The organism is Streptomyces sp. NBC_00203 (genome assembly GCF_045206325.1).
Taxonomy (GTDB): domain Bacteria; phylum Actinomycetota; class Actinomycetes; order Streptomycetales; family Streptomycetaceae; genus Streptomyces; species Streptomyces lutosisoli.
The window spans coordinates 7,622,058-7,647,051 of the sequence record NZ_CP108126.1 but is presented as its reverse complement, the minus strand read 5'-3'; the positions used below and the strand labels follow the sequence as shown (position 1 = coordinate 7,647,051).

At 70.4% G+C, this 24,994-nt stretch carries 24 protein-coding genes and 1 riboswitch; of the genes, 9 read left to right on the top strand and 15 right to left on the bottom strand.

Translation table 11 applies throughout. The features are described from left to right. Positions 1–113: 113 nt before the first annotated feature. Positions 114–1,367, bottom strand: a complete 1,254-nt coding sequence (locus OG975_RS34250) for a sensor histidine kinase (RefSeq protein WP_406333170.1) — start codon at positions 1,365–1,367, stop codon at positions 114–116. Then, entirely contained in the window at positions 1,364–2,020 is a 657-nt protein-coding gene (locus tag OG975_RS34245; RefSeq protein ID WP_406333169.1) for a response regulator transcription factor, read from the bottom strand. The genes OG975_RS34250 and OG975_RS34245 overlap by 4 nt, the downstream gene beginning before the upstream one ends. 122 nt (positions 2,021–2,142) lie before the next feature. Here OG975_RS34245 and OG975_RS34240 point away from each other — a divergent pair, with 122 nt between their 5' ends. After that, on the top strand, positions 2,143–2,703 hold the full coding sequence (locus tag OG975_RS34240; RefSeq protein WP_406333168.1) for a hypothetical protein: 561 nt from the start codon (positions 2,143–2,145) through the stop codon (positions 2,701–2,703). A 74-nt stretch (positions 2,704–2,777) separates the two neighbouring features. On the opposite strand, the gene OG975_RS34235 is transcribed toward OG975_RS34240, so the two are convergent. Then, complete coding sequence (locus OG975_RS34235; protein ID WP_406333166.1) at positions 2,778–4,217, bottom strand: gamma-aminobutyraldehyde dehydrogenase; 1,440 nt, start codon at positions 4,215–4,217, stop codon at positions 2,778–2,780. 189 nt (positions 4,218–4,406) lie between these two features. Between OG975_RS34235 and OG975_RS34230 the strand changes: the two genes are divergently transcribed. From OG975_RS34230 to OG975_RS34200, 7 genes are all read left to right on the top strand, one after another. Further along, on the top strand, positions 4,407–4,922 hold the full coding sequence (locus OG975_RS34230) for an Lrp/AsnC family transcriptional regulator (protein WP_327432057.1): 516 nt from the start codon (positions 4,407–4,409) through the stop codon (positions 4,920–4,922). After that, positions 4,907–6,289 carry an aspartate aminotransferase family protein gene (locus OG975_RS34225; RefSeq protein WP_327432056.1) on the top strand — a complete coding sequence of 461 codons (1,383 nt, stop codon included), beginning with the start codon at positions 4,907–4,909 and terminating at the stop codon, positions 6,287–6,289. Before OG975_RS34230 ends, OG975_RS34225 begins: the two co-directional genes overlap by 16 nt. Before the next feature lie 197 nt (positions 6,290–6,486). Then, positions 6,487–7,224 (top strand): ABC transporter ATP-binding protein, encoded by a 738-nt coding sequence (locus OG975_RS34220; protein WP_406333165.1) that lies wholly within the window; start codon positions 6,487–6,489, stop codon positions 7,222–7,224. After that, complete coding sequence (locus OG975_RS34215) at positions 7,206–8,798, top strand: hypothetical protein (protein WP_406333163.1); 1,593 nt, start codon at positions 7,206–7,208, stop codon at positions 8,796–8,798. Before OG975_RS34220 ends, OG975_RS34215 begins: the two co-directional genes overlap by 19 nt. A gap of 130 nt (positions 8,799–8,928) precedes the next feature. After that, positions 8,929–9,336 carry a VOC family protein gene (locus OG975_RS34210; RefSeq protein ID WP_406333161.1) on the top strand — a complete coding sequence of 136 codons (408 nt, stop codon included), beginning with the start codon at positions 8,929–8,931 and terminating at the stop codon, positions 9,334–9,336. 252 nt (positions 9,337–9,588) lie between these two features. Next, positions 9,589–10,704 carry an LOG family protein gene (locus OG975_RS34205; protein WP_406333159.1) on the top strand — a complete coding sequence of 372 codons (1,116 nt, stop codon included), beginning with the start codon at positions 9,589–9,591 and terminating at the stop codon, positions 10,702–10,704. A gap of 192 nt (positions 10,705–10,896) precedes the next feature. Beyond that, positions 10,897–11,553: an LAETG motif-containing sortase-dependent surface protein gene (locus tag OG975_RS34200; RefSeq protein ID WP_406333157.1), complete on the top strand. Its 657-nt coding sequence runs from the start codon at positions 10,897–10,899 to the stop codon at positions 11,551–11,553. Between the two features lie 71 nt (positions 11,554–11,624). Here the strand turns inward: OG975_RS34200 and OG975_RS34195 are convergent, their stop codons facing one another. The 10 genes from OG975_RS34195 to rpsB all read right to left on the bottom strand — a co-directional run bounded on the left by OG975_RS34195 (position 11,625) and on the right by rpsB (position 22,396). Then, a complete protein-coding gene (locus OG975_RS34195) occupies positions 11,625–12,425 on the bottom strand; it encodes a maleylpyruvate isomerase family mycothiol-dependent enzyme (protein ID WP_406333156.1) in 801 nt (266 codons plus the stop codon). Between the two features lie 10 nt (positions 12,426–12,435). Next, entirely contained in the window at positions 12,436–13,470 is a 1,035-nt protein-coding gene (locus tag OG975_RS34190; RefSeq protein WP_406333155.1) for an ABC transporter ATP-binding protein, read from the bottom strand. Beyond that, the gene (locus OG975_RS34185; RefSeq protein ID WP_406333153.1) at positions 13,471–15,153 is read right to left on the bottom strand and encodes an ABC transporter permease; all 1,683 of its coding nucleotides are present in this window, start codon (positions 15,151–15,153) and stop codon (positions 13,471–13,473) included. It lies immediately after the preceding gene. Then, positions 15,129–16,205 (bottom strand): thiamine ABC transporter substrate binding subunit, encoded by a 1,077-nt coding sequence (locus OG975_RS34180; protein ID WP_406333151.1) that lies wholly within the window; start codon positions 16,203–16,205, stop codon positions 15,129–15,131. Before OG975_RS34180 ends, OG975_RS34185 begins: the two co-directional genes overlap by 25 nt. 78 nt (positions 16,206–16,283) lie before the next feature. Then, a riboswitch (TPP riboswitch) is annotated at positions 16,284–16,402 on the bottom strand. Positions 16,403–16,426: 24 nt separating this feature from the next. Further along, positions 16,427–17,557 (bottom strand): 23S rRNA (adenine(2503)-C(2))-methyltransferase RlmN, encoded by a 1,131-nt coding sequence (rlmN, locus tag OG975_RS34175; protein ID WP_406333149.1) that lies wholly within the window; start codon positions 17,555–17,557, stop codon positions 16,427–16,429. Positions 17,558–17,710: 153 nt separating this feature from the next. Further along, complete coding sequence (locus tag OG975_RS34170) at positions 17,711–18,850, bottom strand: phosphatidate cytidylyltransferase (protein ID WP_406333148.1); 1,140 nt, start codon at positions 18,848–18,850, stop codon at positions 17,711–17,713. After that, positions 18,850–19,407 (bottom strand): ribosome recycling factor, encoded by a 558-nt coding sequence (frr, locus tag OG975_RS34165; RefSeq protein ID WP_327432044.1) that lies wholly within the window; start codon positions 19,405–19,407, stop codon positions 18,850–18,852. The genes OG975_RS34170 and frr overlap by 1 nt, the downstream gene beginning before the upstream one ends. Positions 19,408–19,578: 171 nt before the next feature. Continuing rightward, positions 19,579–20,349: a UMP kinase gene (gene pyrH, locus OG975_RS34160; RefSeq protein WP_327432043.1), complete on the bottom strand. Its 771-nt coding sequence runs from the start codon at positions 20,347–20,349 to the stop codon at positions 19,579–19,581. Positions 20,350–20,531: 182 nt separating this feature from the next. After that, positions 20,532–21,368: a translation elongation factor Ts gene (tsf, locus tag OG975_RS34155; RefSeq protein WP_406333147.1), complete on the bottom strand. Its 837-nt coding sequence runs from the start codon at positions 21,366–21,368 to the stop codon at positions 20,532–20,534. A 95-nt stretch (positions 21,369–21,463) separates the two neighbouring features. Then, a complete protein-coding gene (rpsB, locus tag OG975_RS34150; RefSeq protein WP_406333145.1) occupies positions 21,464–22,396 on the bottom strand; it encodes a 30S ribosomal protein S2 in 933 nt (310 codons plus the stop codon). 270 nt (positions 22,397–22,666) lie between these two features. Here rpsB and OG975_RS34145 point away from each other — a divergent pair, with 270 nt between their 5' ends. Continuing rightward, the gene (locus OG975_RS34145) at positions 22,667–23,293 is read left to right on the top strand and encodes a murein hydrolase activator EnvC family protein (protein WP_406333144.1); all 627 of its coding nucleotides are present in this window, start codon (positions 22,667–22,669) and stop codon (positions 23,291–23,293) included. A 155-nt stretch (positions 23,294–23,448) separates the two neighbouring features. Here OG975_RS34145 and OG975_RS34140 read toward each other — a convergent pair whose 3' ends face one another. Together OG975_RS34140 and whiG are read right to left on the bottom strand one after the other, a co-directional pair. Then, complete coding sequence (locus tag OG975_RS34140) at positions 23,449–24,006, bottom strand: TetR/AcrR family transcriptional regulator (RefSeq protein WP_406336598.1); 558 nt, start codon at positions 24,004–24,006, stop codon at positions 23,449–23,451. A 143-nt stretch (positions 24,007–24,149) separates the two neighbouring features. After that, a complete protein-coding gene (gene whiG, locus OG975_RS34135; protein WP_406333142.1) occupies positions 24,150–24,992 on the bottom strand; it encodes an RNA polymerase sigma factor WhiG in 843 nt (280 codons plus the stop codon). Between the last annotated feature and the right edge of the window lie 2 nt (positions 24,993–24,994).

Genomic DNA, 24,994 nt, shown 5'->3' with positions numbered 1-24,994 from the left:
TTCACTGGCACGCGGGCAGCATCCCGCGCCCGGCCCTGGACGGACAATGGACGCTGCGTCGAGCGGTGGCTCCACGACCCGACACCCTGTCGATCAGTTGGTCAGAGGGCTGGTCAGGTCGTACGGGGCGCCATGGCGGCCGGTGCGTCCCGGTCGGCCCGCGTCCCTGTCGCCGGCAGGGTGACCGTCACGCTCAGTCCCCCTTCGGGGCGTGGCCGGGCCGCGACCGAACCGCCGTGCGCGGCGGCGACCGCGGCGACGATGGACAGGCCCAGGCCCAGGCCGTCGCGCCCCCGCCCCCGGACGCGTTCGGCGCCCAGGCGGCGGAACGGCTGGAAGAGCCCGGCCACCTGGTCGGGCGGGATGACGCGACCGCTGTTGGCGATCCGCAGGACGGGCCGGCCGCGGTCCGTCCCGGTCCACAGGCTGACCCAACTACCCTCCTCCCCAAGGTGGTTGTGTCGCACGGCGTTGTCCGCGAGGTTGACCACCAGCCGCTCGATCAGCTGCGGATCCCCGAGCACGGACGCGGAGTTGAGCTCGGCGTCCACGCGCGGTCCGCCGTCGCCCTGCGGCAACCGCTCCCGGACGATCTCCGCCAGGTCCATGAACTCCCGCCGCTGAAGCCCTTGTTGGCTGCGCGCCAGCGTCAGCAGCGCGTCGATGAGCCGTTCCTGCTCCTGCCCCGCGGCCCGCACCCGCAGACACGCGGCCCGCAGGGTGGCCACGGAGGCGTCGGGGTCGGCGAGCGTGACGTCCACGATCGTCTGCTGGAGGGTGAGCGGGGTGCGCAGCTCGTGCGAGGCATTGGCGACGAACCGCTTCTGCGCCTCGAAGGCACCCTCCAGACGCGCCAGTACGTCGTCGAAGGTGTCCGCCATCGCCTTGAGCTCGTCGTCGGGACCGGGCACCGCGAGGCGCTGCCCGAGATTCTCGGCGGAGATGCGCCGGGCGGCGGCGGTCATCGTGCGCAGCGGCGCGAGGACCCGTCCGGCCATCAGCCAGCCGAGGGCCACCGACGCAACCGTCATCACGGCCAGCGCGATGCCCGCCTCGACCAGCAGCTGGTGCAGCTGGTCGGCGCGCAGTGCCTCGGCGTACATCGTGAGCGTCGGCGGATCGGGGCTCGCCGCGCCCCCGTCTCCCGGCAGTCCCGGCCCCTCGTACGAGCTGGTGGTCGACGACGGCTGGAACCGTGACGCCAGGAAATAGGTGAAACCGAGCAGCGCCGCCCCGGCCACCATGAACAGCGCGCTGTAGAGCAGCGTCAGCCGCCACCGGATGCTGCGCGGGCGGCGCGGCGACAGCAGCCGCCTGACCGTCGGCGACGCCAACAGCCCACGCCCGACATGCCGTTGCCGTGTCATCGGATCCGATACCCCGCCCGCTCCACCGTCTCGATCAGCGGCGGCTCCCCCAGCTTGCGGCGCAGCCGGCTCACCGTCACCTTCACGGTCTGGCTGAAGGGATCGGCCGCCTCGTCCCAGGCCCGCTCCAGGAGTTCCTCGGTGGAGACGACGGCGCCCTGTGCGCCGAGGAGGAGTTCCAGTACGGCGAACTCCTTCGGGCTGAGGGCGAGCCCCGAACCGCTGCGGGTCGCCTGCCGTCGCGCCGGGTCGAGGCGCAGCTCTCCCCGGACCAGGACAGGAGGCAGCGCGGGCTGCGCACGCCGCGCCAACGCCCGTATCCGTGCGACGAGTTCGGCGAACGCGAAAGGCTTCGGGAGATAGTCGTCGGCGCCGAGCCCGAGCCCCGCGACCCGGTCGGCCACCGTCCCCGACGCGGTGAGCATCAGTACCCGGGCCCGACTGCCGCCGCCGGCCAGCGTCCGGCACACCTGGTCGCCGTGGATCCCGGGCAGGTCGCGGTCGAGTACGACGACGTCGTAACCGTTGATCTCCGCGCGCTCCAGAGCTGTGGGCCCGTCCAGGGCGAGGTCGACCGCCATGCCCTCCCGGCGCAGCCCGGCGGCCACGGTCTCGGCGAGCTCTTCGTGGTCCTCGACCACCAGCACACGCATGCCGGTCAGTGTGGCGGGCCGGCGGTTACACCGCGGTAAGGGCCGCCGTTCCCGTGCCGTAACCGCCTCGGAGCTTGGGTGGAGTACGTCAGCACGGCTGCCCCACCACCAGGAGGAACCCCATGCCCACTCTGGCCACCCGGCCCCGACGCCTCGCCCTGGCCTGCGCCCTGATCACCGCCGCCACGCTCGGCACGGTCAGCGCGTCCACGGCTTCGGCGTCCGACACGCCTGCCAGGACGACCGCGTCGCCCACGTCGTCCCGGCCCGCCGAGCCGGCCAAGGGAGCGGCTCTGGCGATCGCGTACGAGCCGACCGCGAACGCCCCGGGCGATGTGAACACGGCGAACAAGAACTTCGCCGCCTGCATGCGCGAGCAGGGCCAGAAGTACTTCCCCGGCTTCCACGCCGCGAAGGACAAGGACGGGAGGGCGACCCTGCGGGTGCGCGTCGCCGGGAAGGACTTCGACCCGACGGCCGACGGCTACCAGGACGCGCTGGACGCGTGCGAGTCGATCCTGAAGGCGGTCGGCATCACCTTCCCCGACGCGCCGGACGGTCTGCCCGCGCTGCCCAGTACCCCCGGCAAGGGGGAGCCGCCCGCCTTGCGCCGGCACGTCGAGCCCGGACACCCCGGCAAGCCGGACCTCCCCTCGCTCAGCAGCGTCCCCGAGAACGCCTGACCACCGCGGAGGGGGAACACCGCGGCCCCGGACGGGATCAACTCCCGTCCGGGGCCGCGCGGTTCATGCGGTGATCAGCTGTCCAGCGACGTCATCACGTGCTTGATGCGGGTGTAGTCGTCGAAGCCGTACGCCGACAGGTCCTTGCCGTAGCCGGACTTCTTGAAGCCGCCGTGCGGCATCTCGGCGACCAGCGGGATGTGGGTGTTGATCCACACGCAGCCGAAGTCGAGGTACTTCGACAGGCGCATCGCACGGCCGTGGTCCTTCGTCCAGACCGAGGAGGCGAGGGCGTAGTCGACGCCGTTGGCCCACTCGATGGCCTGGGCCTCGTCCGAGAAGGACTGGACGGTGATGACCGGGCCGAAGACCTCGTTCTGGATGATCTCGTCGTCCTGCTTGAGGCCCGAGACGACGGTCGGGGCGTAGAAGTAGCCCTTCTCGCCGACCTGGTGGCCTCCGGACTCGACCTTCGCGTGGGCGGGCAGCCGCTCGATGAAGCCGGCGACCTGCTTGAGCTGGTTCGGGTTGTTGAGGGGCCCGTACAGGACGTCCTCGTCGTCCGGCTGGCCCGTCTTCGTCTCGGCGGCGGCCTTGGCCAGCGCGGCGACGAACTCGTCGTGGATGGACGCCTGGACGAGGACGCGGGTGGCGGCCGTACAGTCCTGGCCGGCGTTGAAGAAGCCCGCGACTGAGATGTCCTCGACGGCCTTGGCGATGTCGGTGTCCTCGAAGACGACGACCGGGGCCTTGCCGCCCAGCTCCAGGTGGACGCGCTTGACGTCCTTGGACGCCGACTCGGCGACCGAGATGCCCGCGCGCACGGAGCCGGTGATGGAGGCCATCGCCGGGGTCGGGTGCTCGACCATCAGGCGGCCGGTGTCGCGGTCGCCGGTGATGACGTTGAAGACGCCCTTGGGGAGGATGCCGCCGATGATGTCGGCGATCAGGACGGTGGAGGCCGGGGTGGTGTCCGACGGCTTCAGGACGACCGTGTTGCCGGCCGCGAGCGCGGGGGCGAACTTCCACACCGCCATCATCATCGGGTAGTTCCACGGCGCGACCTGGGCGCAGACGCCGATCGGCTCGCGGCGGATGATCGAGGTCATGCCCTCCATGTACTCGCCGGCCGAGCGGCCCTCGAGCATGCGGGCGGCGCCCGCGAAGAAGCGGATCTGGTCCACCATCGGCGGGATTTCCTCGGACCGGGTCAGCCCGATCGGCTTGCCGGTGTTCTCCACCTCGGCCGCGATGAGCTCCTCGGCCCGCTCCTCGAACGCGTCCGCGATCTTCAGGAGGGCCTTCTGACGCTCGGACGGGGTCTGGTCGCGCCAGGCCGGGAAGGCCTCGGCGGCGGCCGCCATCGCGGCGTCGACGTCCGCCTGGCCGGAGAGCGGCGCGGTCGCGTACGCCTCGCCGGTCGCGGGGTTGACCACCTCCGTGGTCCGTCCATCGGCGGCATCGCGGAACTCTCCGCCGATGTAATTGCGCAGACGACGCAGCTCGGTGCTCACTGCCCGGCCCTCCTGTCGGATGTCCAACGAATCAGGTGTCCACTACCTGAGATGCCTGAGGGTCCCACCCTAATCCGTGCCTCCACGTTTTCAACACCCCTGGTCGCCCCAGAACTGCGAAATCCGCAAGACACGTACCCGTAAACAACGAATTTCATCGCTACGGCCTTGCGGAACTGTCGAGACGTCGTGCACAGTGAGCTCGTGGCCAGTCGAAGCGCAGACCCCAGGGACTCCCGCGAGTCCAGGAACGGCAGTCCCCAGCTGGACGCCGTCTCCCTCGCCATCATCGAGCAGCTCCAGCAGGACGGGCGCCGCCCGTACGCCGCTATAGGCAAGGCCGTCGGCCTTTCCGAGGCGGCCGTGCGCCAGCGCGTCCAGAAGCTGCTCGATCAGGGCGTGATGCAGATCGTCGCCGTCACGGACCCGCTCACCGTGGGATTCCGCAGGCAGGCGATGGTGGGCATCAATGTCGAGGGCGACCTCGACCCGGTGGCCGAAGCACTGACTGCCATGTCGGAAGTCGAGTACGTGGTGATGACCGCGGGCTCGTTCGACCTCCTCGTAGAAGTCGTCTGCGAGGACGACGACCACCTGCTGGACGTCATCAACAAACGCATCCGGGCCCTGCCCGGCGTGCGCTCCACCGAGAGCTTCGTCTACCTGAAGCTCAAGAAGCAGACCTACATGTGGGGAACCCGATAGCCGTGAGCACCAAGGACCTCAGCAAGACCGCGTACGACCACCTGTGGATGCACTTCACCCGCATGTCCTCGTACGAGAACGCGCCCGTTCCCACCATCGTCCGTGGTGAGGGCACCTACATCTACGACGACAAGGGCAAGCGCTACCTCGACGGTCTCGCGGGCCTGTTCGTGGTCCAGGCCGGCCACGGCCGCGTGGAGCTGGCCGAGACCGCCTTCAAGCAGGCGCAGGAGCTGGCCTTCTTCCCGATCTGGTCCTACGCCCACCCCAAGGCCGTCGAGCTCGCCGAGCGACTCGCGCACTACGCGCCGGGCGACCTGAACAAGGTGTTCTACTCCACGGGCGGCGGCGAGGCCGTCGAGACCGCGTGGAAGCTGGCGAAGCAGTACCACAAGCTCACCGGCAACCACACGAAGTACAAGGTCATCTCGCGCGCGGTCGCCTACCACGGCACCCCGCAGGGCGCCCTGTCCATCACCGGCCTGCCGGCCCTGAAGGCCCCCTTCGAGCCGCTCGTCCCGGGCGCGCACAAGGTCCCGAACACCAACATCTACCGCGCCCCGATCCACGGCGACGACCCCGAGGCCTTCGGCCGCTGGGCCGCCGACCAGATCGAGCAGGAGATCCTCTTCGAGGGCCCCGAGACCGTCGCGGCCGTCTTCCTGGAGCCGGTGCAGAACGCCGGCGGCTGCTTCCCGCCGCCGCCCGGCTACTTCCAGCGCGTGCGCGAGATCTGCGACCAGTACAACGTGCTGCTCGTCTCCGACGAGGTCATCTGCGCCTTCGGCCGCCTCGGCACGATGTTCGCCTGTGACAAGTTCGACTACATCCCGGACATCATCACCTGCGCCAAGGGCATGACCTCGGGCTACTCCCCGATCGGTGCCACCATCGTCTCGGACCGCATCGCCGAGCCGTTCTACAAGGGCGACAACACCTTCCTGCACGGCTACACCTTCGGCGGGCACCCGGTCTCCGCGGCCGTGGCACTCACCAACCTCGACATCTTCGAGCGCGAGGGCCTCAACCAGCACGTGCTGGACAACGAGGCGAACTTCCTCCAGACGCTGCAGAAGCTGCACGACCTGCCGATCGTCGGCGACGTCCGCGGCAACGGCTTCTTCTACGGCATCGAGCTGGTGAAGGACAAGGCCACCAAGGAGACCTTCACGGACGAGGAGTCGGAGCGCGTGCTCTACGGCTTCGTCTCGAAGAAGCTCTTCGAGTACGGCCTCTACTGCCGCGCCGACGACCGCGGTGACCCGGTCATCCAGCTGTCGCCGCCGCTGATCTCCGACCAGTCGACCTTCGACGAGATCGAGGGGATCATCCGTCAGGTGCTGACGGAGGCGTGGACGAAGCTGTAAACGCCGCGCAACTGATCAGCTGATCAACATCGGCCCCGGTGCCGTCCGTTCGAGTGAGAAACGGCGGCCCGGGGCCGCGTGCTGTCCGGCCTCCCGCCGCCGAATACCTAGCGTGCCCAGTGACCGATCGGCCCTGCCTTCGTTCCCCCGTCCGGGGGACTTGGCTCGGTGAATCAGATCTGAACGAGGTGTACGCGATGGTGGCCCCGCCGGACAACGACGTGCTCTGGGCACGCGCCCTGCACGTCAAGCACAACGGCTCGCCCGCGCTCAGCGGTGTCTCGCTCGGCATCCGCGAGGGCGAGATCCTGGCCGTCGGCGGCCCGCGCGGCAGCGGCAAGACGACCCTGCTCCGATGCCTGTCGGGCCAGCTGCTGCCCCAGCAGGGCGAGGTCTGGTTCAACAGCGCGCCCGTGCACACCATGGGCCCGCTCACCCGCGAACGGCTGCGCCGCAACCGCTTCGGCTGGATCGACCCGGCCCCGGTGCTGGTCCCCGAGCTGAACGCCTGGGAGAACGCGGCGCTGCCCCTGATGCTGCGCGGCTGCGGACGCAGGGCCGCCAAGACCACCGCCCTGGAGTGGCTGGAGCGCCTCGACATCGGCGGCTGCGCCCGCAAGCGCCCGCACGCCCTGCTCCAGGCCGAGCGGCAGCGCGTCGCCATCGCCCGCGCGCTGGTCCCCGCCCCCACCGTGCTCTTCGCCGACGAGCCCACCGCCCCGCTGCACCGCGCCGACCGCGCCCATGTGCTGCGCACGCTCACCACGGCGGCCCGCTCGCACGGCATCACGGTCGTCCTCGCCACGCACGACGCGGACACCGCGGCGCTCGCCGACCGCACGGTGTCGCTGCTCGACGGACGGCGCGTGAACACCGTCCACCTGCCCCCGGTCGCCGAGGCGGAAGGCCGGGCCGCGTGCTCGCTCTCCGTCTAGCGCGCGGGGCCCAGCCCCTCGTCCAGGTCCGCCGGCTCCTGGTCGCCGCCGCCTCGGCGGGCACCGGGTTCCTGCTGCTGTGCACGCTGGGGTACGCGATCGCGCATCCGGACGCCTCGGCCGCCAGCGTCCTGCGCCTTGCCTGGTGTGTCGTCCCGCTCGCCGCCACGGTGTACTTCGCGGTCGCGGTCGCCCGCACCGACCCCGGCACCCGCCCCCGCCCCGGCCTCTCCGCCATCGGCCTCGGGCCGGGCCGCCTGATGGCCGTCGCCGCCGTCACCACGGCTCTGTCCACCACCCTCGGCTCCCTGCTCGCCCTGCTCTTCTTCCTCCATCTGCGCGGCGACCTGACGGGTATGCCGTTCGACGGCGCGGCGGCGGAGTTCCTCGCCGCGGACGAGCCCCTCCCGCTGCCCGCGGCCCTCACCCTGCTGACCCTGGCGCCGGTCGCGGCCTCGATGGCGGTGGCGCTCGTCCTGCGCCCGCACGGCGGAAAGCCACAGGGGGGAACACGGTCGTACGGCCGTACGTGGATCGCGGCGCGGCAGAGCGTGCTGGGCAACGCGGCGGAGCGCGGGACCCGGCGGGGCGGGCGGCACGCGGACCGCGGTCGTGGAACATCCACGGTGGTCGACACGGCCGCCGCGGCCGGTACAGCGGATGCGGCCGAGGGGAGCGCGGACGCGGGTTCCCCCACCGGGCACGACCTCCCCGTGGCCCAGGAGGACACGGCGGCCCCCGACCGCCCCGACTTCCACTGGACGGCGGAGGAGTACGCCTCCGAGGACGCCCGCCGAGACGTGCGCGAGCACTCCGGCGCCCGCGCGGACGTGGTCGAACACGATCACTCCGGTCTCCCGGCCCCGTACGACGGATCCGAGTCGCTCAACGGGTCCGCTCACGCCGGCGAACCCATGCCCGAACCCACCCCCGAGCTGGACCCCCGCCGGCTCCCGCCCCCCGAGTCCACCCCGGGCGGCCTCCCCTGGGGCGCGGCCGCGCTCGCCGCGGGCCTCGCCGTGGAGACGTACGCGAGCCGTTCGGCCTCAGCGGCCCCCGGGCTCGAACTGCCCGGCGGTTTCGTGGGCGGTCCGGCCGGGGTGCTGGTCGGCTGGGTGCTGACGGCGGTCGGCCTGGCGCTGGCGGGGCCGGCGATCACGTATCTGTGCGGGCGGCTGTTGCAGGCCGTACGGCCGGGTGCGCGGCGGCTGCTCGCCGGGCGGGTGCTGCAGACGGAGTCGCGGCGTATCGGGCAGCCGCTGGGTGTGGTGTGCGCGGTGGCGTCGGGCGGGTACGCCATGGCGACGCTGTACACGGGCGCCCGCCCCGACTTCGGCCCGCTGACCACCCTCGGCGCCCTGCTGGTCGCCGGGTGCACGCTGCTGACCCTGGCGACGGCCGCCGTCGAGGCGAAGCAGGCGCGCGCGGACACCACGGCGGCGCTGCTGCGGCTGGGGGCGCCCAGCGCGTTGCTCCGCAGCGCCGCGGCCCTGCGCGTCGGCGCACTGCTCGCCGTGTTCGCCCCGCTGACCTGGGCGGTCGCCGAGCTGGCCGCGCTCCCCCTGGGCCGCTGATCCCCGGACGAACCGATCCGCTGAACCCCGTACGAGAGAGATACGAAAAAGTTCCGCGCCGAGCGATGAGTTCGGCACCGGCCCCCGGTCTATCCCTCCGAACGGCACATCACCGACGGGAGACCCTTACATGTACCAGCAGATGATCTTCGTGAACCTGCCCGTGGCCGACGTCGACACGTCGAAGAAGTTCTTCACGGAGCTCGGCTACACGATCAACCCGCAGTTCACGACGGACGACTGTGCCTGCGTGGTGATCAGCGACACGATCATCGCGATGATGCTGAGCAAGCAGCGCTACGCGGACTTCACGAAGAAGCAGATCGCGGACGCGACGAAGACCAGCGAGGTGCTGCTGTGTCTGAGCGCGGAGAGCCGCGAGAAGGTCGACGAGCTGGTCGACGGCGCGCTCTCGGCGGGCGGCACGGCGACCGGCGAGACGCAGGACCACGGCTTCATGTACGGCCGCGCCTTCGACGACCCGGACGGCCACACCTGGGAGGTCATGTGGATGGACCCGGCGGCGGTCCAGGGCTGATCCCCGCGTGACAACGGCCGAGGCAGCCAGGCGCGCGGTACAGGGGTCCGCGCGCCGGCCTCGGGGCGGCGCGCCTAGGGGGCTTCTGATGGATATCCGTGGGAGAAGGAGCGGCGTTCGGTGCGTGCTCTCGGCGTGCCGGGCGGAAGTCCTCGTAGCGGAGCTACTAGGGCTTTCGTCCGGTGCGGCGAGAGGGCGTGCTGGGCGTCGCGACGCCGCGGAGATCCATCAGAAGCCCCCTAGCATGAACGGGTGCAGCCGACACCCCTTCACGCCTCGCGTGACCGTGAGATCGAGTCCCTCGCCGAGTTCGACGAGGTGGTCTCGGCGGGCGGCTCGCTCGCCCAATTCCGTGTTCAGGCAGTCGATCTGACGGACCGTACGGCGGCGCTGCTGTCGGTGGACACCGCGGGCGCCGTCTTCCTCGGCTGCGCGATGGACCCCGAGGCGGCGGCGAAGGTCAGGGCCGCGGGCGCGCTGGTGTTCCCGCCCGTGCCCGGGCTGCCCTTCGACCCGTACCGGGGCCTGCTCTACTCGCCCGCCGAGCTCTTCGACGCGCTCGACGCCGGCTATGAGGCGACGCCGGACGCCCGCGCGTACGCCTGGTTCCAGCAGACCAAGGCCGACGGGGACGTCTTCGCGTCGATGCTGCGCGCGATCCACGACGACTGCGTCTCGGACGCGCTCGACGAACTCCTCGTCGACGCACGGGTGGTGGGCGTGATGGGCGGCCACGCGATGGCGCGCGCCACCGAGGCGTACGCGGGCGCGGCGCGCCTCGGCCGTGAGCTGGCGCGCGCCGGTTTCACGGTGGCCACCGGCGGCGGCCCGGGCGCGATGGAGGCGGCGAACCTCGGCGCGTACGCGGCCCCCTTCGGCGACGAGATGCTCACCGAGGCCCTGCAACTCCTCGCCAAGGCGCCGTCGTTCACCCCCTCGGTGACGGACTGGGCGAGCGCCGCCTTCGAGGTTCGGGAGCGCTGGCCCGCCGGCGGCCCCTCGGTCGGCATCCCCACCTGGTTCTACGGCCACGAGCCGCCGAACGCCTTCGCCGAACACATCGCCAAGTACTTCGCCAACGCGACCCGCGAGGACGGTCTGCTGGCCCGCTCGAACGCGGGCGTCGTCTTCCTGCCGGGCGCCGCCGGAACCGTACAGGAGATCTTCGACAACGCGACCCCGAACTACTACGAGTCCCGGGGCGAACCCACCCCCATGGTCCTGGTGAACCGGGCGCATTGGACCGAAAAACACCCCACCTGGCCGCTTCTCCAGTCGTTGGCCCGGGAGCGCTCGATGGAGTCCCGAATCGCCCTCGTTGACCGGATCGAGGACGCTCCGGAAGCGCTCAAACGCCTCGGTGGTTAATGAGGAGGCAAAGGCAACGGCCCGGCAGGGCATATGCATTGACAGCCCTTAGGCGGCGCTTATAAACCTGTGAGACTCCTGGGGGTGCTGTTGTCGCAGCGGATGCCACGACAGGGCGCCCCCACTCACCCCCCGCAGTTGCGCAATCTGTGAAGGGCAATCGTGTCCATATCTCGCCGCACCGCACGTTCCGTGCGAATCCTCGGTGTTGCCTCCGCCTCGGCCGCGCTCGCGCTCGGCGTCGCCGGCAACGCACTTGCTTGCAACATCCGTGACTTCTCGGCCGTCGCCTCCTGCGACGACAACGGGAAGGGCATCATCACCGTGACCGACACGGACGCCTCGGGCAAGGAGGCCACCGTCTCGATCTTCCTTGAGTCCAACGGCGCCGACGCGAAGAAGATCGGCGAGCAGACGGTGACCGGCACCGCCAAGGGCGCCATCGTCACGTTCTCGGAGGACTGGGCCCCGAACGCCCAGTACCGCGTCCACATCAAGGCCGGGAACATAGTCGACGAGGACGTCTCGCCGAACGTGACCGCGCCGTCCGAGGCGTGCAAGTCCACGGAAACGCCGAAGCCTTCGGAGACCCCGAAGCCGTCGGAGACCCCCTCCCCCTCGGAGACGCCTTCGGACACGCCGACCCCGTCGGCCTCCGAGAGCACCACCGCTCCCGCGACGACGGGCGAGAACTCCCCGTCCCCGGCGGCCGGTGACTCCAACCTCGCCGAGACCGGTGCGAGCTCCAACACCGGCATGATCGCCGGTATCGCCGGTGCGCTCGTCGTGGTCGGTGGCGGAGCGGTGTTCTTCGGCATGCGCCGCCGTGGCGCGTCGAAGTCCAGCTGACGCACACCCGTACGAAACGTGTGGCCCGCCCCCGAGATGTGGGGGCGGGCCACACGCCTGTGCGGCCGCGCCTACCCGAAGGTCGCGCGCTCCAGCCAGAAGTCCAGCAGCTCCCGCTCCCCCAGTACCTCCAACCGCCCGCCGTCCAGCGGCAGTCGGCGATAGAAGCCCAGCAGTACGTCCGTGAGCGGGCCGCGCAGCGCGACGGTCGCCTTCTCGTGTCCGCGGCGCCAGGTGACGCCCTGCTCGGCGAGCTCGACCACCCACTCGGCGTTCAGCTCCGGGCCGGTGTCGGTGGCGTGCAGATGGATGCTGCGGCCCCGCCCGCGCAGCTCCGCCGCCGCGTCGTGCGGCTGCGTCCGCTGCACGTACTCCACGATCCCCAGCCACTCGTCGATCGCGTCCGCGGCCACCTCGGGGCCGACCTCGTACGGCAGCCCGGCGGCCAGCGTCGCGTCGGCGCGGTGGATCGCCAGCTCGTGCGTCATCCGGCGCGCCCAGAACCCGGAGGTGAGCTCCCCGGCCCACCCCCACACCTTCGTGTCGGGCCCCGCCTCCCGCAGCGCGGCAACGACCGTCTCGCCGGTCTCCGCGAGCCAGGCGTCCAGGGCCGCCGGTTCGCCCTCGCCCTCCGGCCCCTCGCCGAGGTGAACCCCCTCGTCGGGAACCACCTCCTGCGCCCGCGTTCGGACGAGGTACTCCACCCAGCGCAGCGCCCCGCCCGTGTGCCGCACGAGCTGCTCCATCGACCAGTCGGGGCAGGTCGGCACGGTGGCCGACAGATCGGCGCCGTCGCCGGTCACCACATCCCTCAACTGCCGCACCTGAAGCTCGATCTCGTCGCAGTAGCGGTCATGCCCGAGAAGCGTCATGATCCGCACCTTATGCGGCTGAGGGCTCCCCGAGTACGACAATTTCGGCTGCGTCGAACTCCACGCCGACCACGTCACCGGGCTCCGGCGCGTCCCGCAGCGCGCACGCCGCTTCGAGCCGGGGCGCGCCCTCCGGTTGCAGATGTACGGCGACATGGGTGCCCCTGAACGTGCGTGCGGCGACGGTGCAGCGCAGCCCGTCCGACGCGTCCACGAGCCGCACGCCGGCGGGCCGCACGAGGAGGGTGACCGGCCCCTGGGGGGCGTCCTCCGGCATCGGGACCTTCCCCCACGGGGTGTCCGCGGCCTCCCCGCTCACCGTCGCGTCGACCACGTTGTCGAAGCCGAGGAAGCGGGCCACGAACTCGTCGACGGGATGCTGCCAGACCTCAAGTGGCGTACCCGACTGGGCGATCCGTCCGTCGCGCATCACCACGACCCGGTCGGCGAGCGCGAAGGCCTCGCCCTGGTCGTGCGTGACGGCAAGCACGGTCGTGCCCAACTCACCGAAGAGTTCCCGGAGTTCGACGACCAGCCGTTCGCGCAGCGAGCGGTCCAGCTGGCCGAGCGGTTCGTCGAGCATCAGCAGGCGGGGGCGGGGCGCCAGGGCACGGGCGAGCGCGACGCGCTGCTGCTCGCCGCCGGAGAGGGAGGCGACAGCGCGCCCATGAGCCCCCGGAAGCCCGACGAGGTCCAGCAACTCCCGTACCCGCGCGGCCTGTTGGGCCTTCGGCTCCCCGCGCGTCCGCAACCCGAAGGCCACATTGCCGCCCACGTCCCGCTGCGGGAAGAGCTGGTGGTCCTGGAACATCAGACCGACGCCCCGCTTGTGCGCGGGCACCCCCGTCTGGTCGCGTCCGTCCAGTACCACGCGGCCCGCGTCGAGCGGCTGCAATCCGGCCACCGTCCGCAGCAGCGTGGACTTGCCGCTGCCGCTGGGCCCGAGCACACAGACGATCTCGTGCTCGGCGACATCGAGGTCGACGGCGTCGAGCACGGGCCGCCCGCCGAAGCGTACGGTCGCGCCTTCGAGGCTCAGCAGCATCTAGAACTCCCCGGTCCGGTCGGTCCGTGCGCGCTCCAACAGCAGCAGCGCCACCGCACACACCGCCATCAAGATCGTCGAAAGGGCCATCGCCTGGCCGTAGTTGAGGTCACCGGCGCGCCCGAGCAGCCGGGCCACGGCGACCGGCAGCGTCGGGTTGTCGGGCCGCGCGATGAAGACGGTCGCCCCGAACTCGCCGAGCGACACGGCGAAGGCGAACCCGGCCGCGATCAGCAGCGCCCGCCGCACCATGGGCAGATCGACCTCGCGCCACACGCGCCACGGCGACGCCCCGAGCACGGCGGCCGCCTCGCGCAGCCGCCCGTCCACCGCCCGCAGCACGGGCAGCATCGTCCGTACGACGAAGGGGACGCCCACCAGCGCCTGGGCGAGCGGCACCAGGATCCAGGAGGACCGCAGATCCAGTGGCGGCTCGTCGAGCGCGATCAGGAATCCGAAGCCGACGGTCACCGCGGAGACGCCCAGCGGCAGCATCAGCAGCGCGTCGAAGCCTCGTACGAGACGGCCCGTGTTCCGGCGGGTGAGCGCCGCGGCCGCCAGACCGCCGATCAGTACGGCGATGGCGGTGGCGGCGAGCGCGTACTCCAGCGAGTTGCCGATCGCCTCGATCGGCGCGACGAGGAAGATGCCGCCGTCTTCGGAGGTCAGTGCCTTGTAGTACGCGAACCCATAGCCGTCGGGGGTGTCGAAGGAGCGCTGGACGAGCACGCCGAGCGGCAGCACGAGCAGTACGGCGATGGACGCCAGGACTCCGGCGAGCAGCGCCCACTGTCCGGGCCCGCGCGGCCGGCGGGCGGTCGTCTCGGGGGCGACCAGGCGCAGGGCGGTCTCCCGGCGCCGTACGGTCCGGGCGTGCACGGCGAGGATCGCGCCCACCGCCACGAACTGGATGATCGTCAGCACCGCCGCCGTCGCGAGGTCGAAGATCTCCGAGGTCTGCCGGTAGATCTCCACTTCGAGGGTGGAGAAGGTGGGGCCGCCGAGGATCTGCACCACGCCGAAGGAGGTGAAGGTGAAGAGGAAGACCATGAGCGCGGCGGCGGCCACGGCCGGGCTCAGGGCCGGCAGCGTCACCTTGCGCCAGGCCGCGAACCGGGAGAGGCCGAGCATCCGCGCCGCCTCCTCCTGGCGTGGGTCGAGCTGCGACCAGAGCCCGCCGACCGTCCGTACGACGACCGCGTAGTTGAAGAAGACATGCGCGATCAGGATCGCCCACACGGTGGTGTCCAGCCGTACGCCCCACAGCTGGTCCAGCATCCCGCCCCGGCCGACCAGCGCCAGGAACGCCGTACCGACGACGACCGTCGGCAGCACGAAGGGCACCGTCACCACGGCCCGCAGGACGTGCTTGCCCCTGAAATCGAAGCGCGCGAAGACATACGCGCCGGGGAGCGCGATCAGCAGCGTGAGCACCGTCGACGCGAGCGCCTGCCAGGTGGTGAACCACAGGACGTGCCGGATGTCGGACTGCGCGAGCACGTCACCGATCCGCCCGAGCTGCCAGGCCCCGTCGACTTTGAGGCCGCGCGCGACGATCGCGGCGACGGGGTAGGCGAAGAAGACGGCGAAGAACGCGACGGGCAGGGCCATGAGGCCGAGCCGCGTCGCGCTCCCGCGCTTCCTGGGCGCCGCCTTGGCTACTTCAGTACGAGCGAGGTCCACGACTTGACCCACTGGTCACGGTTGGCGGCGATCTTGGCGGGGGCCAGGATCTCGGGGTCCTTGGCCTGCGGGCCGAACTCCGTGAACTCGGCGGGCACCGTGGCGCCCTTGACCACCGGGTACACGAACATGTTCAGCGGCATGTCCTCCTGGAACTCCTTGGTGGCCAGGAAGTCGATGAACGCCTTGCCGCCCTTGGTGTTCTTGGCGTTGCTGAGCAGCCCCGCGTACTCGACCTGGCGGAAGCAGGTGCCGGTCGCGACACCGGTGGGCGCGGTGGTCGGCTTCGGGTCGGCGTAGATGACCTCGGCGGGCGGCGAGGAGGCGTACGAGACGACGAGCGGCCGGTCGGCCTTGGCCTTCTTGCCGCCGGCGGATCCGGAGAACTCGTCGTTGTAGGCCTGCTCCCAGCCGTCGACGACCTTCACACCGTTGGCCTTGAGCTTCTTCCAGTAGTCCTGCCATCCGTCGTCGCCGTACTTGGCGGCGGTGCCGAGCAGGAAGCCGAGGCCGGGCGAGGACGTGGACGCGTTCTCGGTGACGAGCAGGTTCTTGTACTCGGGCTTGATCAGGTCGTCGAAGGACTGCGGCGGCGTCAGCTTGTGCTCACTGAAGTAGGCCTTGTCGTAGTTGACGCAGATGTCGCCGGAGTCGATGGGCGTGACGCGATGCTTGTCCTGGTCGACCCGGTACTCCGGGAGGATCTGGTCCGCGCCCTTGGCCTCGTACGACTGGAACAGCCCGTTGTCGAGCGCCCGCGACAGCAGGGTGTTGTCGACGCCGAAGAAGACGTCGCCCTGCGGGTTGTCCTTGGTGAGGATCGCCTTGTTGACGGCCTGCCCGGCGTCGCCGTCCTTGAGGACCTTGACCGTGTAGCCGGACTGCTTCTCGAAGTCCTTGAGGACGCTCTTGGAGACGGCCCACGAGTCGTGGCTGACAAGCGTGACGGTCTTCGAGTCCGCCGAACCGCTGCTGTCGGACGACCCGCACGCGGAGAGCGTGACGAGGCCCAGGCCGACGACGACGGCCGTGAACGTCTTGGTGGTGCTCACTGAATTCCTCCTGGCTGACCAGGAAGAGACGCGGCCCTGCCCGGGAACCTCTGACGGTTCCCGGGCAGGGCGCAACAGCTCGAGTAATGACCGAACTTCCTACCCAGAATGACCTGGGCAAGGTTCTGAGGGTCTGCGGCCCACCGGTGACCCGGCTGCCGCACTCTCAGCGCTGTGGCGCTCCCCTGTCGGAATATGAAGATGTACCTACGGGGGTCAGACTACCGCTCGGTGGCCGCGAGCTGCCCGCACGCCCCGTCGATCTCCTGGCCGCGGGTGTCCCGGACGGTCACCGGCACCCCGTGGGCCGCGATCGCCTCGACGAACGCCTTCTCGTCCTCGGGCCGCGAGGCGGTCCACTTCGAACCCGGGGTCGGGTTCAGCGGGATGAGGTTGACGTGCACGGGCTTGCCCTTGAGCAGTCGGCCGAGCCGGTCACCGCGCCACGCCTGGTCGTTGATGTCCCGGATGAGGGCGTACTCGATGGAGAGCCGGCGCCCCGACTTCGCGGCGTACTCCCAGCCGGCGTCGAGCACCTCGCGCACCTTCCACCGTGTGTTCACGGGGACGAGGGTGTCGCGCAGCTCGTCGTCCGGCGCGTGCAGCGAGATGGCGAGACGGCACTTGAAGCCCTCGTCGGAGAACCGGTGGATGGCGGGGACCAGCCCGACCGTCGACACGGTGATCCCGCGCTGCGAGAGCCCGAGTCCGTCGGGCTCGGGGTCGGTGAGCGCGCGAATGGAGCCCACGACCCGCTTGTAGTTGGCGAGCGGCTCGCCCATGCCCATGAAGACGATGTTGCTCAGCCGCGCCGGACCACCCGGGATCTCGCCGTCCCTGAGGGCCCGCATCCCGTCCACGATCTGGTGCACGATCTCACCCGTGGAGAGGTTCCGGTCGAGGCCTGCCTGCCCGGTCGCGCAGAACGGGCAGTTCATGCCACACCCGGCCTGCGAGCTGATGCACATGGTCACCCGGTCCGGGTACCGCATCAGCACGGACTCGACGAGCGTGCCGTCGAAGAGCCGCCACAGGGTCTTGCGGGTGGTGTCCTGGTCGGTCGACAGATGCCGTACGACCGTCATCAGCTCCGGAAGCAGCGCCTCCTGGAGCTTGCCGCGCGAGGCGGCCGGGATGTCCGTCCACTCCGCGGGGTCGTGCGCGAACCGCGCGAAGTAGTGCTGGGACAGCTGCTTGGCGCGAAACGGCTTCTCACCGATCTCGGCAACGGCCTCTTTGCGCTCGGCCGGCGTGAGGTCGGCGAGATGCCGCGGCGGCTTCTTGGCTCCGCGGGGTGCGACGAAGGTGAGCTCGCCGGGGACTGGACGTGCCACGATCGGGCATCTCCTCATGACTACAGAGGCCTGGCACCCCGCGCGGGCGGGGACAACGGCAGGGCCATACCCAAGCCAGGAGACCTCACTGGACCACCCCCGCGGTGGCGGGGACGTACGAAAGGGCCCGCAGTCTGATGCCGCGAGCCCTTCCAGAGTACCTGCTGTCCGTCAACCCGAGCCGACGAAGATCACCAGCAGCAGCCACACCACCGGAGCCGTGGGCAGCAGCGAGTCCAGCCGGTCCATGATGCCGCCATGCCCCGGCAGCAGCGTGCCCATGTCCTTGATGCCCAGGTCCCGCTTGATCATGGACTCGCCGAGGTCGCCGAGCGTGGCGCTGGCCGCGACCGCGAGGCCGAGGATCAGGCCCTGCCACCAGGTGCCGTCCTCGATCAGGAACTGCATGCACAGCGCACCCGCCGCCATCGCGAAGCTGACCGCTCCGAACAGGCCCTCGCGGGTCTTGCCGGGGCTGATGCGCGGCGCCAGCTTGTGCTTGCCGAAGCGCCAGCCGATCGCGTACGCGCCCGTGTCGCTGACGACCGTCAGGAGCAGGAACGTCAGGACGCGGCGCGGCCCGTCGTCGGCCGTGAGCATCATGGCGACGAAGGTGGCCAGGAACGGCACGTAGAAGGCCGCGAAGACCCCCGCCGTGACGTCCTTGAGGTAGCCCTCCGGCGGTTCCGTCATCCGCCAGACCAGGACGGCCAGCGCGGTGAGCGCCATCGCGACCCACGCGCCCTCGGCACCCCGGACGTATCCGGCGACGACCATGGCGGCCCCGCCGAGCGCCAGCGGCACGAGAGGCGCCTTGATGCCCTTGCGCTCCTCAAGCCGTGAAGTGAGCTCCCACAGCCCCACCACCACGGCGACCGCTATCACTCCGACGAAGACGGCCTTGACGATGAACAACGACGCGACGATCACCGCACCGAGCCCGACGCCCACTCCTATGGCCGCGCCCAGGTCGCGTCCCGCACTCTTCTTCTGAGGTGCGGGGGCGGGCTGGGGGGTGGCGCTGGGCATGGGCTCCTGCGGGCTCTGCGGAGGGTGCGACGGATCCCCGTAGGGCGCCGCCTGTGCTGTGTTGTCGCTGAACAGGGGGCCGCTCAGCCGAGCGGCCCCCCGGTCGTCATCCTGGTCTCCGCCGTGTGCGGGTACGTCGGGCACGATGGGCATGGGGCGAGTCTGCTGCGCGTCATGCGCATCGTACGTGGGACCCGCCGGGCCTGCCCCCTGGACAGGCCCCTGCTCGGACGGCCCCCAGTACCCGGCTTGTGGCGGCGCCCCCCAGGAAGAGTCGTTCATCAGACCTCGAGCAGCTCCGCTTCCTTGTGCTTCAGGAGCTCGTCCACCTGGGCGGCGTACTTCGCCGTGGTGTCGTCGAGTTCCTTCTCCGCACGGCGGCCCTCGTCCTCACCGACCTCGCCGTCCTTGATCAGCTTGTCGATGGTCTCCTTCGCCTTGCGGCGGACGGAGCGGATCGAGATCTTGGCGTCCTCACCCTTGGTCTTGGCGACCTTGATGAACTCCTTGCGGCGCTCCTGGGTCAGCTCGGGGAACACCACCCGGATGATGTTGCCGTCGTTGCTCGGGTTGACGCCCAGGTCGGAGTCGCGGATCGCCTGCTCGATATTGCGCATCGCGCTCTTGTCGAACGGGGTCACCACGGCCATGCGCGGCTCCGGCACCGAGAACGAGGCCAGCTGGTTGATCGGCGTCAGCGCGCCGTAGTAGTCAGCCACGATCTTGTTGAACATCGCCGGGTGCGCACGGCCGGTGCGGATCGCGGCGAAGTCCTCCTTGGCGACCACGACGGCCTTCTCCATCTTCTCCTCGGCCTCGAGGAGGGTCTCTTCGATCACCACTTGCTCCTGCGTGTCTTGAGTAGGCCCGGCAGCTGTTTCCTCGTCGGGGTCGGCGGCCGGCTGCGTCGCGTCTTATTCCTGCACGGTTCCGGACCGGCAGGACATTGTCCATCCCCCGGTCAGGGTCCGTCCTCGGCGGGGGTTCGTCCCCGCTCCGGGCGGTCCCCGTCAGGCCCGGCCGCTCTGGTCGCCCACGAGTGTGCCGATCTTCTCACCCTTGACGGCCCGTGCGATATTGCCCTCCGCCAGGAGCTCGAAGACCAGGATCGGCAGCTTGTTGTCCCGGCACAGCGTGATGGCGGTCATGTCGGCGACCTTGAGGTCCCGGGTGATGACCTCGCCGTAGCTGAGCCCGTCGAACTTGACGGCCTCGGGGTTGGTCTTCGGGTCGGAGTCGTAGACGCCGTCCACGCCGTTCTTTCCCATCAGCAGGGCCTCGGCGTCGATCTCCAGGGCGCGCTGGGCGGCGGTGGTGTCGGTGGAGAAGTACGGCATGCCCATACCGGCGCCGAAGATGACCACACGGCCCTTCTCCAGGTGGCGCACGGCGCGCAGCGGGATGTACGGCTCGGCGACCTGGCCCATGGTGATGGCGGTCTGGACACGGCTGTCGATGCCCTCCTTCTCCAGGAAGTCCTGGAGGGCGAGGCAGTTCATGACCGTGCCGAGCATGCCCATGTAGTCGGAGCGGGCCCGGTCCATGCCGCGCTGCTGGAGCTCGGCGCCGCGGAAGAAGTTGCCGCCGCCGATGACGACCGCGATCTGGGCACCGCCGCGCACGACGGCCGCGATCTCGCGGGCGATCTTGTGCACCACGTCGGGGTCGACGCCCAGTCCGCCGCCTCCGGCGAACGCCTCGCCGGAAAGCTTCAGCAGAAAGCGTCCGGAGCCTTTGCCGTCGTCGGTCTTCTCGCCCTTGTCGGCCTGGGTGGTGGTCATGGAGATCTCCTCATGGTGCACATACGAAGAAGGCCATTGCCGGTGGGGTGTTGGCTCCCATGCTCGGCAATGGCCTCCTCGTCAGATCTGCTGTCGTCCGGCACACGCGCGTGCGTGCTGCCGGCGTACGCGGACGACTGCTGTCGACCCTATAGGGGTCGCGCGTCGATCGCGGTACGGACTCAGATGCCGACCTTGATGCGCGTGAAGCGCTTCAGGGTGACACCGGCCTCGTCCAGGACCTTCTGAACGGACTTCTTGTTGTCGAGCGCGTACGGCTGGCCCAGGAGGGTGGCCTCCTTGAAGAAGCCGTTGACGCGACCCTCGACGATCTTCGGGAGGGCGGCCTCGGGCTTGCCCTCGGCGCGGGTGGTCTCCTCGGCGACGCGACGCTCGGACTCGACGACGTCGGCCGGAACGTCCTCACGGGAGAGGTACTTCGGCGCGAAGGCGGCGATGTGCTGCGCGATGCCCCTGGCGAGGTCGGCGTCGGCCTTGTCCAGCTCGACCAGAACACCGATCTGCGGGGGCAGGTCGGGCATGGTGCGGTGCATGTACGAGGTGACGTACGCGCCGGAGAACTGGGCGAAGCGGTCCAGGACGATCTTCTCGCCCAGGTTGGCGTTGGCCTCGTCGACGAACGCCTGAACCGTCTTGCCGGCCTCGATCTCGGAGCCGAGCAGGGCGTCCAGGTCGGCCGGGGAGGTCGCGGCGACGTGCTGCGCGATCTGGTTGGCGACGGCCTGGAACTTCTCGCCCTTGGCGACGAAGTCCGTCTCGCACTTCAGCTCGACCAGGACACCGGAGGTGTTGTCGTCAGCGATGATGGAAACCACAGCGCCGTTCTCGGCGGAGCGGCCCTCGCGCTTGGCGACGCCCTTCTGGCCCTTGATGCGCAGCGCCTCGACGGCCTTGTCGACGTTGCCGTCGGCCTCGTCCAGCGCCTTCTTGCAGTCCATCATGCCGGCGCCGGTGAGCTCACGGAGCTTCTTGACGTCGGCGGCGGTGTAGTTCGCCATGATTCCTGGAATCTCTCTCGAAGTCTGAAGATCTACGGGCCGAACGGCGGGGGCTTTGTGAGCCCCCGCCGTCCGTAACCCGAAGGGGTGAGGGGTCAGGCCTGCTCGGCGTCCGCGGCCGGAGCCTCGGCGACGGGGGCCTCGACGACAGCCTCGGCCGGAGCCTCGACAGCGGCCTCGGCCGGAGCCTCAGCGGCGGCCTCGGCCGGAGCCTCAGCGGCGGCCTCGGCGGCGGGGGCCTCGGCCTCGTCGGCCTTCTTCTCGCCCTCGAGCAGGTCGCGCTCCCACGCGGCGAGCGGCTCGCCCGCAGCCTTGTCACCCTCGGCCTTGCCGGCGCCGGAGCGGGCGATGAGGCCCTCGGCGACGGCGTCGGCGATCACGCGGGTGAGCAGGGTGACGGAGCGGATCGCGTCGTCGTTGCCCGGGATCTTGTAGTCGACCTCGTCGGGGTCACAGTTGGTGTCGAGGATGGCGACGACCGGGATGTTGAGCTTCCGGGCCTCGCCGACCGCGATGTGCTCCTTCTTGGTGTCCACGATCCAGACGGCGCTGGGCACCTTCTGCATCTCGCGGATACCACCGAGGGTCTTCTCCAGCTTGGCCTTCTCGCGCGAGAGCACGAGAAGCTCCTTCTTGGTGAGACCCGAAGCGGCGACGTCCTCGAAGTCGATCTGCTCGAGCTCCTTGAGGCGCTGCAGACGCTTGTAGACGGTGGAGAAGTTGGTGAGCATGCCGCCCAGCCAGCGCTGGTTGACGTAGGGCATGCCGACGCGGGTGGCCTGCTCCGCGATGGCCTCCTGCGCCTGCTTCTTCGTGCCGACGAACATGACCGTGCCGCCGTGGGCGACGGTCTCCTTGACGAACTCGTAGGCGCGGTCGATGTACGACAGCGACTGGAGCAGGTCGATGATGTAGATGCCGTTGCGCTCGGTGAAGATGAAGCGCTTCATCTTCGGGTTCCAGCGACGGGTCTGGTGACCGAAGTGGACGCCGCTTTCCAGCAGCTCCCGCATCGTGACGACGGCCATGGCCGTTCTCCTTGGTGTTCTCGGTTGTGCCGCGCGTGCCGGACGGCACTCGCGCCTGACGCCCGCGATGCGCCTTGCCACGAGGGACCGAGGGGCGCTGACACCGGTTTTTGATGACCGGATGTCGGGGCGTGCGAAGTCGACCCGGTGACCCGGATCGCCATGAGAAGTGTACGGGACCCGCGAGGTGCAGGGTGACGCCGCTGTCCACAACCAGCCGGTACTCCACAGATCCCGGCCATGATCCGCCCGATGCGGGACGGTTCTCGCATGCGAGCGAAACGATGTGTGCGTACGTGGCTGGGGCTGCTGCTGGGAATGACGGTGACCGTCCTGGGGGCGCTGACCCCGTCGGCCCTGGCCCGCACGACCGCGGCGGCGGCACCCGCCCCGCCGGGAACCCCGGAACCACCGGGTCCCGATCCGACGGTCCCGGCCGTCGCCCGCACCTGGCCGGTGGGTCTGCGCCCTTTGGTCGTACGAGGCTGGGAGCCTCCGGCGACGGCATACGGCCGCGGCCACCGTGGTGTGGACCTCGCGGCGGCCCCGGGCACCGCGGTACGGGCGGTCGCGCCGGGACGCGTGTCCTTCGCCGGCCGGGTCGCGGGCCGCGGGGTCGTCTCGGTGGAACTGTCGAGCACGGGGACGCCACTACTGCGGACGACGTACGGACCGGTGCGGGCGTCCGTGAAGAAGGGCGACGAGGTACTGACGGGCGAGGTCCTGGGCACCGTGGAACCGGGCACTTCCCACTGCCCGACGTCCTGCCTGCACTGGGGCCTGCTGAGAGGCAGAACCTACCTGGACCCACTGTCCCTGCTCCCACCGTGGCTGCTGCGCAGGGGCCCTTCCCGCTTGCTGCCGGTGACCGAGGGGCGGCTGGCTGGGCGCCCGTAGCTCTGGCTGCGGCCACGGCCGTCCTGGCCCGCACAACTGTGGGCAATCGTGCCGCTGGGGCGGCACGGGTGGGCACAGCGGCACCCCGTGCAGCGCCGGGCCGCGCGACCCACCCCGAGCTCAGCCCAGACACCGGGTGCCCAGCAAACCCGGGCTCAGCCCCGAACGCCTCGCAGAGCCATGGCAACAGCCGCTTCGGTGATCGCCGAAGGATTCTCGGCCGCCCCCAGCTCAATGCGCCGCACGGCCGCATCCACCACGCCCTGGAGAAGCATCGCGGCCAGCCGCGGCTCGGCGTGCCCCATCTCCCCCAGCGCCTCGACGATCATCGCCACGAGCCCGCCGTGGGCGGCACGGATCTTCTCCCGGGCCCCGGCGTCCAGCTCGCTCGCCGAGATGGCGACCACGGCGCGGTGCCGCCGGTCCCCGACCAGCGTCAGCTGCTGCCGGACATAGGCCTCGACCTTGTCCTCCGGAGAGGAGGCCCGCTCCATCGCCGCCGAGACCTCCGCCGCCCAGACGGGAAAGTCGACCTCGCACAGCTCCTGGACGACAGCCGCCCGCGACCGGAAGTACTCGTACACGGAAGACCGCGCGAGCCCCGTGCGCTCGGCGAGAGCCGGGAAGGTCAGCGCCTCCGTCCCGCCCTCGGACAGCAGGGACCGCGCCGCGTCCAGCAGGGCGGCTCGCTGCATCGACCGGTGCTCGGCCACGGAGGCCGCTCGAATCCTTGGCACGTCAACCACTGTACGGACGGACCGCCCCGGACGGCAGCCTCTCCACCCACGCGACCGAGGTAAGTCGCGCCGGAACACCCGCTCGGCAGGGACGATTCAGCGACGCGCCACCGCCGGGCTCAGCGGCCGAAACTCGCCAGTTTGGCGCGCAGCTGGAGCACCGACTTGGTGTGGATCTGACTCACCCGGCTCTCGGTCACCCCCAGCACATTGCCGATCTCCGCGAGCGTGAGCCCCTCGTAGTAGTAGAGCGTGACCACGGTCTTCTCCCGGTCGGGCAGCGTGTTGATCGCCCGCGCCAGGAACCTCCGCAGCTCCCGGCCCTCGGCGACCTCGACCGGATTGTCGGCCGCGGTGTCCTCCAGCGTGTCCATCAGACTCAGCCGGTCACCGCCCTCGCCGCCGACATGCAGCAACTCCTCCAGAGCCACCACGTTCGCCAGCGACAACTGACTGAACACCGCGTGGAGTTCCTCCACCCCGATGCCCATCTCGGAGGCCACCTCGCCCTCCGACGGGGTCCGTCGCAGCCGCGCCTCCAGCGTCGCGTACGCCCGCTCCACGTTGCGCGCCTTCTGCCGCACCGACCGCGGGATCCAGTCCAGCGCCCGCAGTTCGTCGATCATCGCGCCCCGGATCCGGGTGATCGCGTACGTCTCGAACTTGATCTCCCGCTCGATGTCGAACTTCTCGATCGCGTCGATCAGCCCGAACACCCCCGACGACACGAAGTCCGCCTGCTCGACATTGGCCGGCAGACCCACGCTCACCCGTCCCGCGACGTACTTCACCAACGGCGAATAGTGCAGGATCAACTGCTCCCGCAGCCGCTCGTCACCCGTCGCCTTGTACGACCGCCACAGTTCGTCGAGCGTCGAGGGAGCGGGCGGGCGCACGCTGCCGCCGTCGCGGGCGGCTGGCGGGATCGCCGCCCGGTCGGACCCGGAGGTGTGCTGGGGCATTC

Coding starts and splice junctions, on each gene's coding strand:
- OG975_RS34250 (WP_406333170.1), bottom strand. CDS start 1,367: ATGACACGGCAACGGCATGTCGGGCGTGGGCTGTTGGCGTCGCCGACG.
- OG975_RS34245 (WP_406333169.1), bottom strand. CDS start 2,020: ATGCGTGTGCTGGTGGTCGAGGACCACGAAGAGCTCGCCGAGACCGTG.
- OG975_RS34240 (WP_406333168.1), top strand. CDS start 2,143: ATGCCCACTCTGGCCACCCGGCCCCGACGCCTCGCCCTGGCCTGCGCC.
- OG975_RS34220 (WP_406333165.1), top strand. CDS start 6,487: ATGGTGGCCCCGCCGGACAACGACGTGCTCTGGGCACGCGCCCTGCAC.
- OG975_RS34210 (WP_406333161.1), top strand. CDS start 8,929: ATGTACCAGCAGATGATCTTCGTGAACCTGCCCGTGGCCGACGTCGAC.
- OG975_RS34195 (WP_406333156.1), bottom strand. CDS start 12,425: ATGACGCTTCTCGGGCATGACCGCTACTGCGACGAGATCGAGCTTCAG.
- OG975_RS34190 (WP_406333155.1), bottom strand. CDS start 13,470: ATGCTGCTGAGCCTCGAAGGCGCGACCGTACGCTTCGGCGGGCGGCCC.
- rlmN (WP_406333149.1), bottom strand. CDS start 17,557: ATGAGGAGATGCCCGATCGTGGCACGTCCAGTCCCCGGCGAGCTCACC.
- OG975_RS34170 (WP_406333148.1), bottom strand. CDS start 18,850: ATGAACGACTCTTCCTGGGGGGCGCCGCCACAAGCCGGGTACTGGGGG.
- pyrH (WP_327432043.1), bottom strand. CDS start 20,349: ATGACCACCACCCAGGCCGACAAGGGCGAGAAGACCGACGACGGCAAA.
- tsf (WP_406333147.1), bottom strand. CDS start 21,368: ATGGCGAACTACACCGCCGCCGACGTCAAGAAGCTCCGTGAGCTCACC.
- rpsB (WP_406333145.1), bottom strand. CDS start 22,396: ATGGCCGTCGTCACGATGCGGGAGCTGCTGGAAAGCGGCGTCCACTTC.
- OG975_RS34145 (WP_406333144.1), top strand. CDS start 22,667: ATGCGAGCGAAACGATGTGTGCGTACGTGGCTGGGGCTGCTGCTGGGA.
- whiG (WP_406333142.1), bottom strand. CDS start 24,992: ATGCCCCAGCACACCTCCGGGTCCGACCGGGCGGCGATCCCGCCAGCC.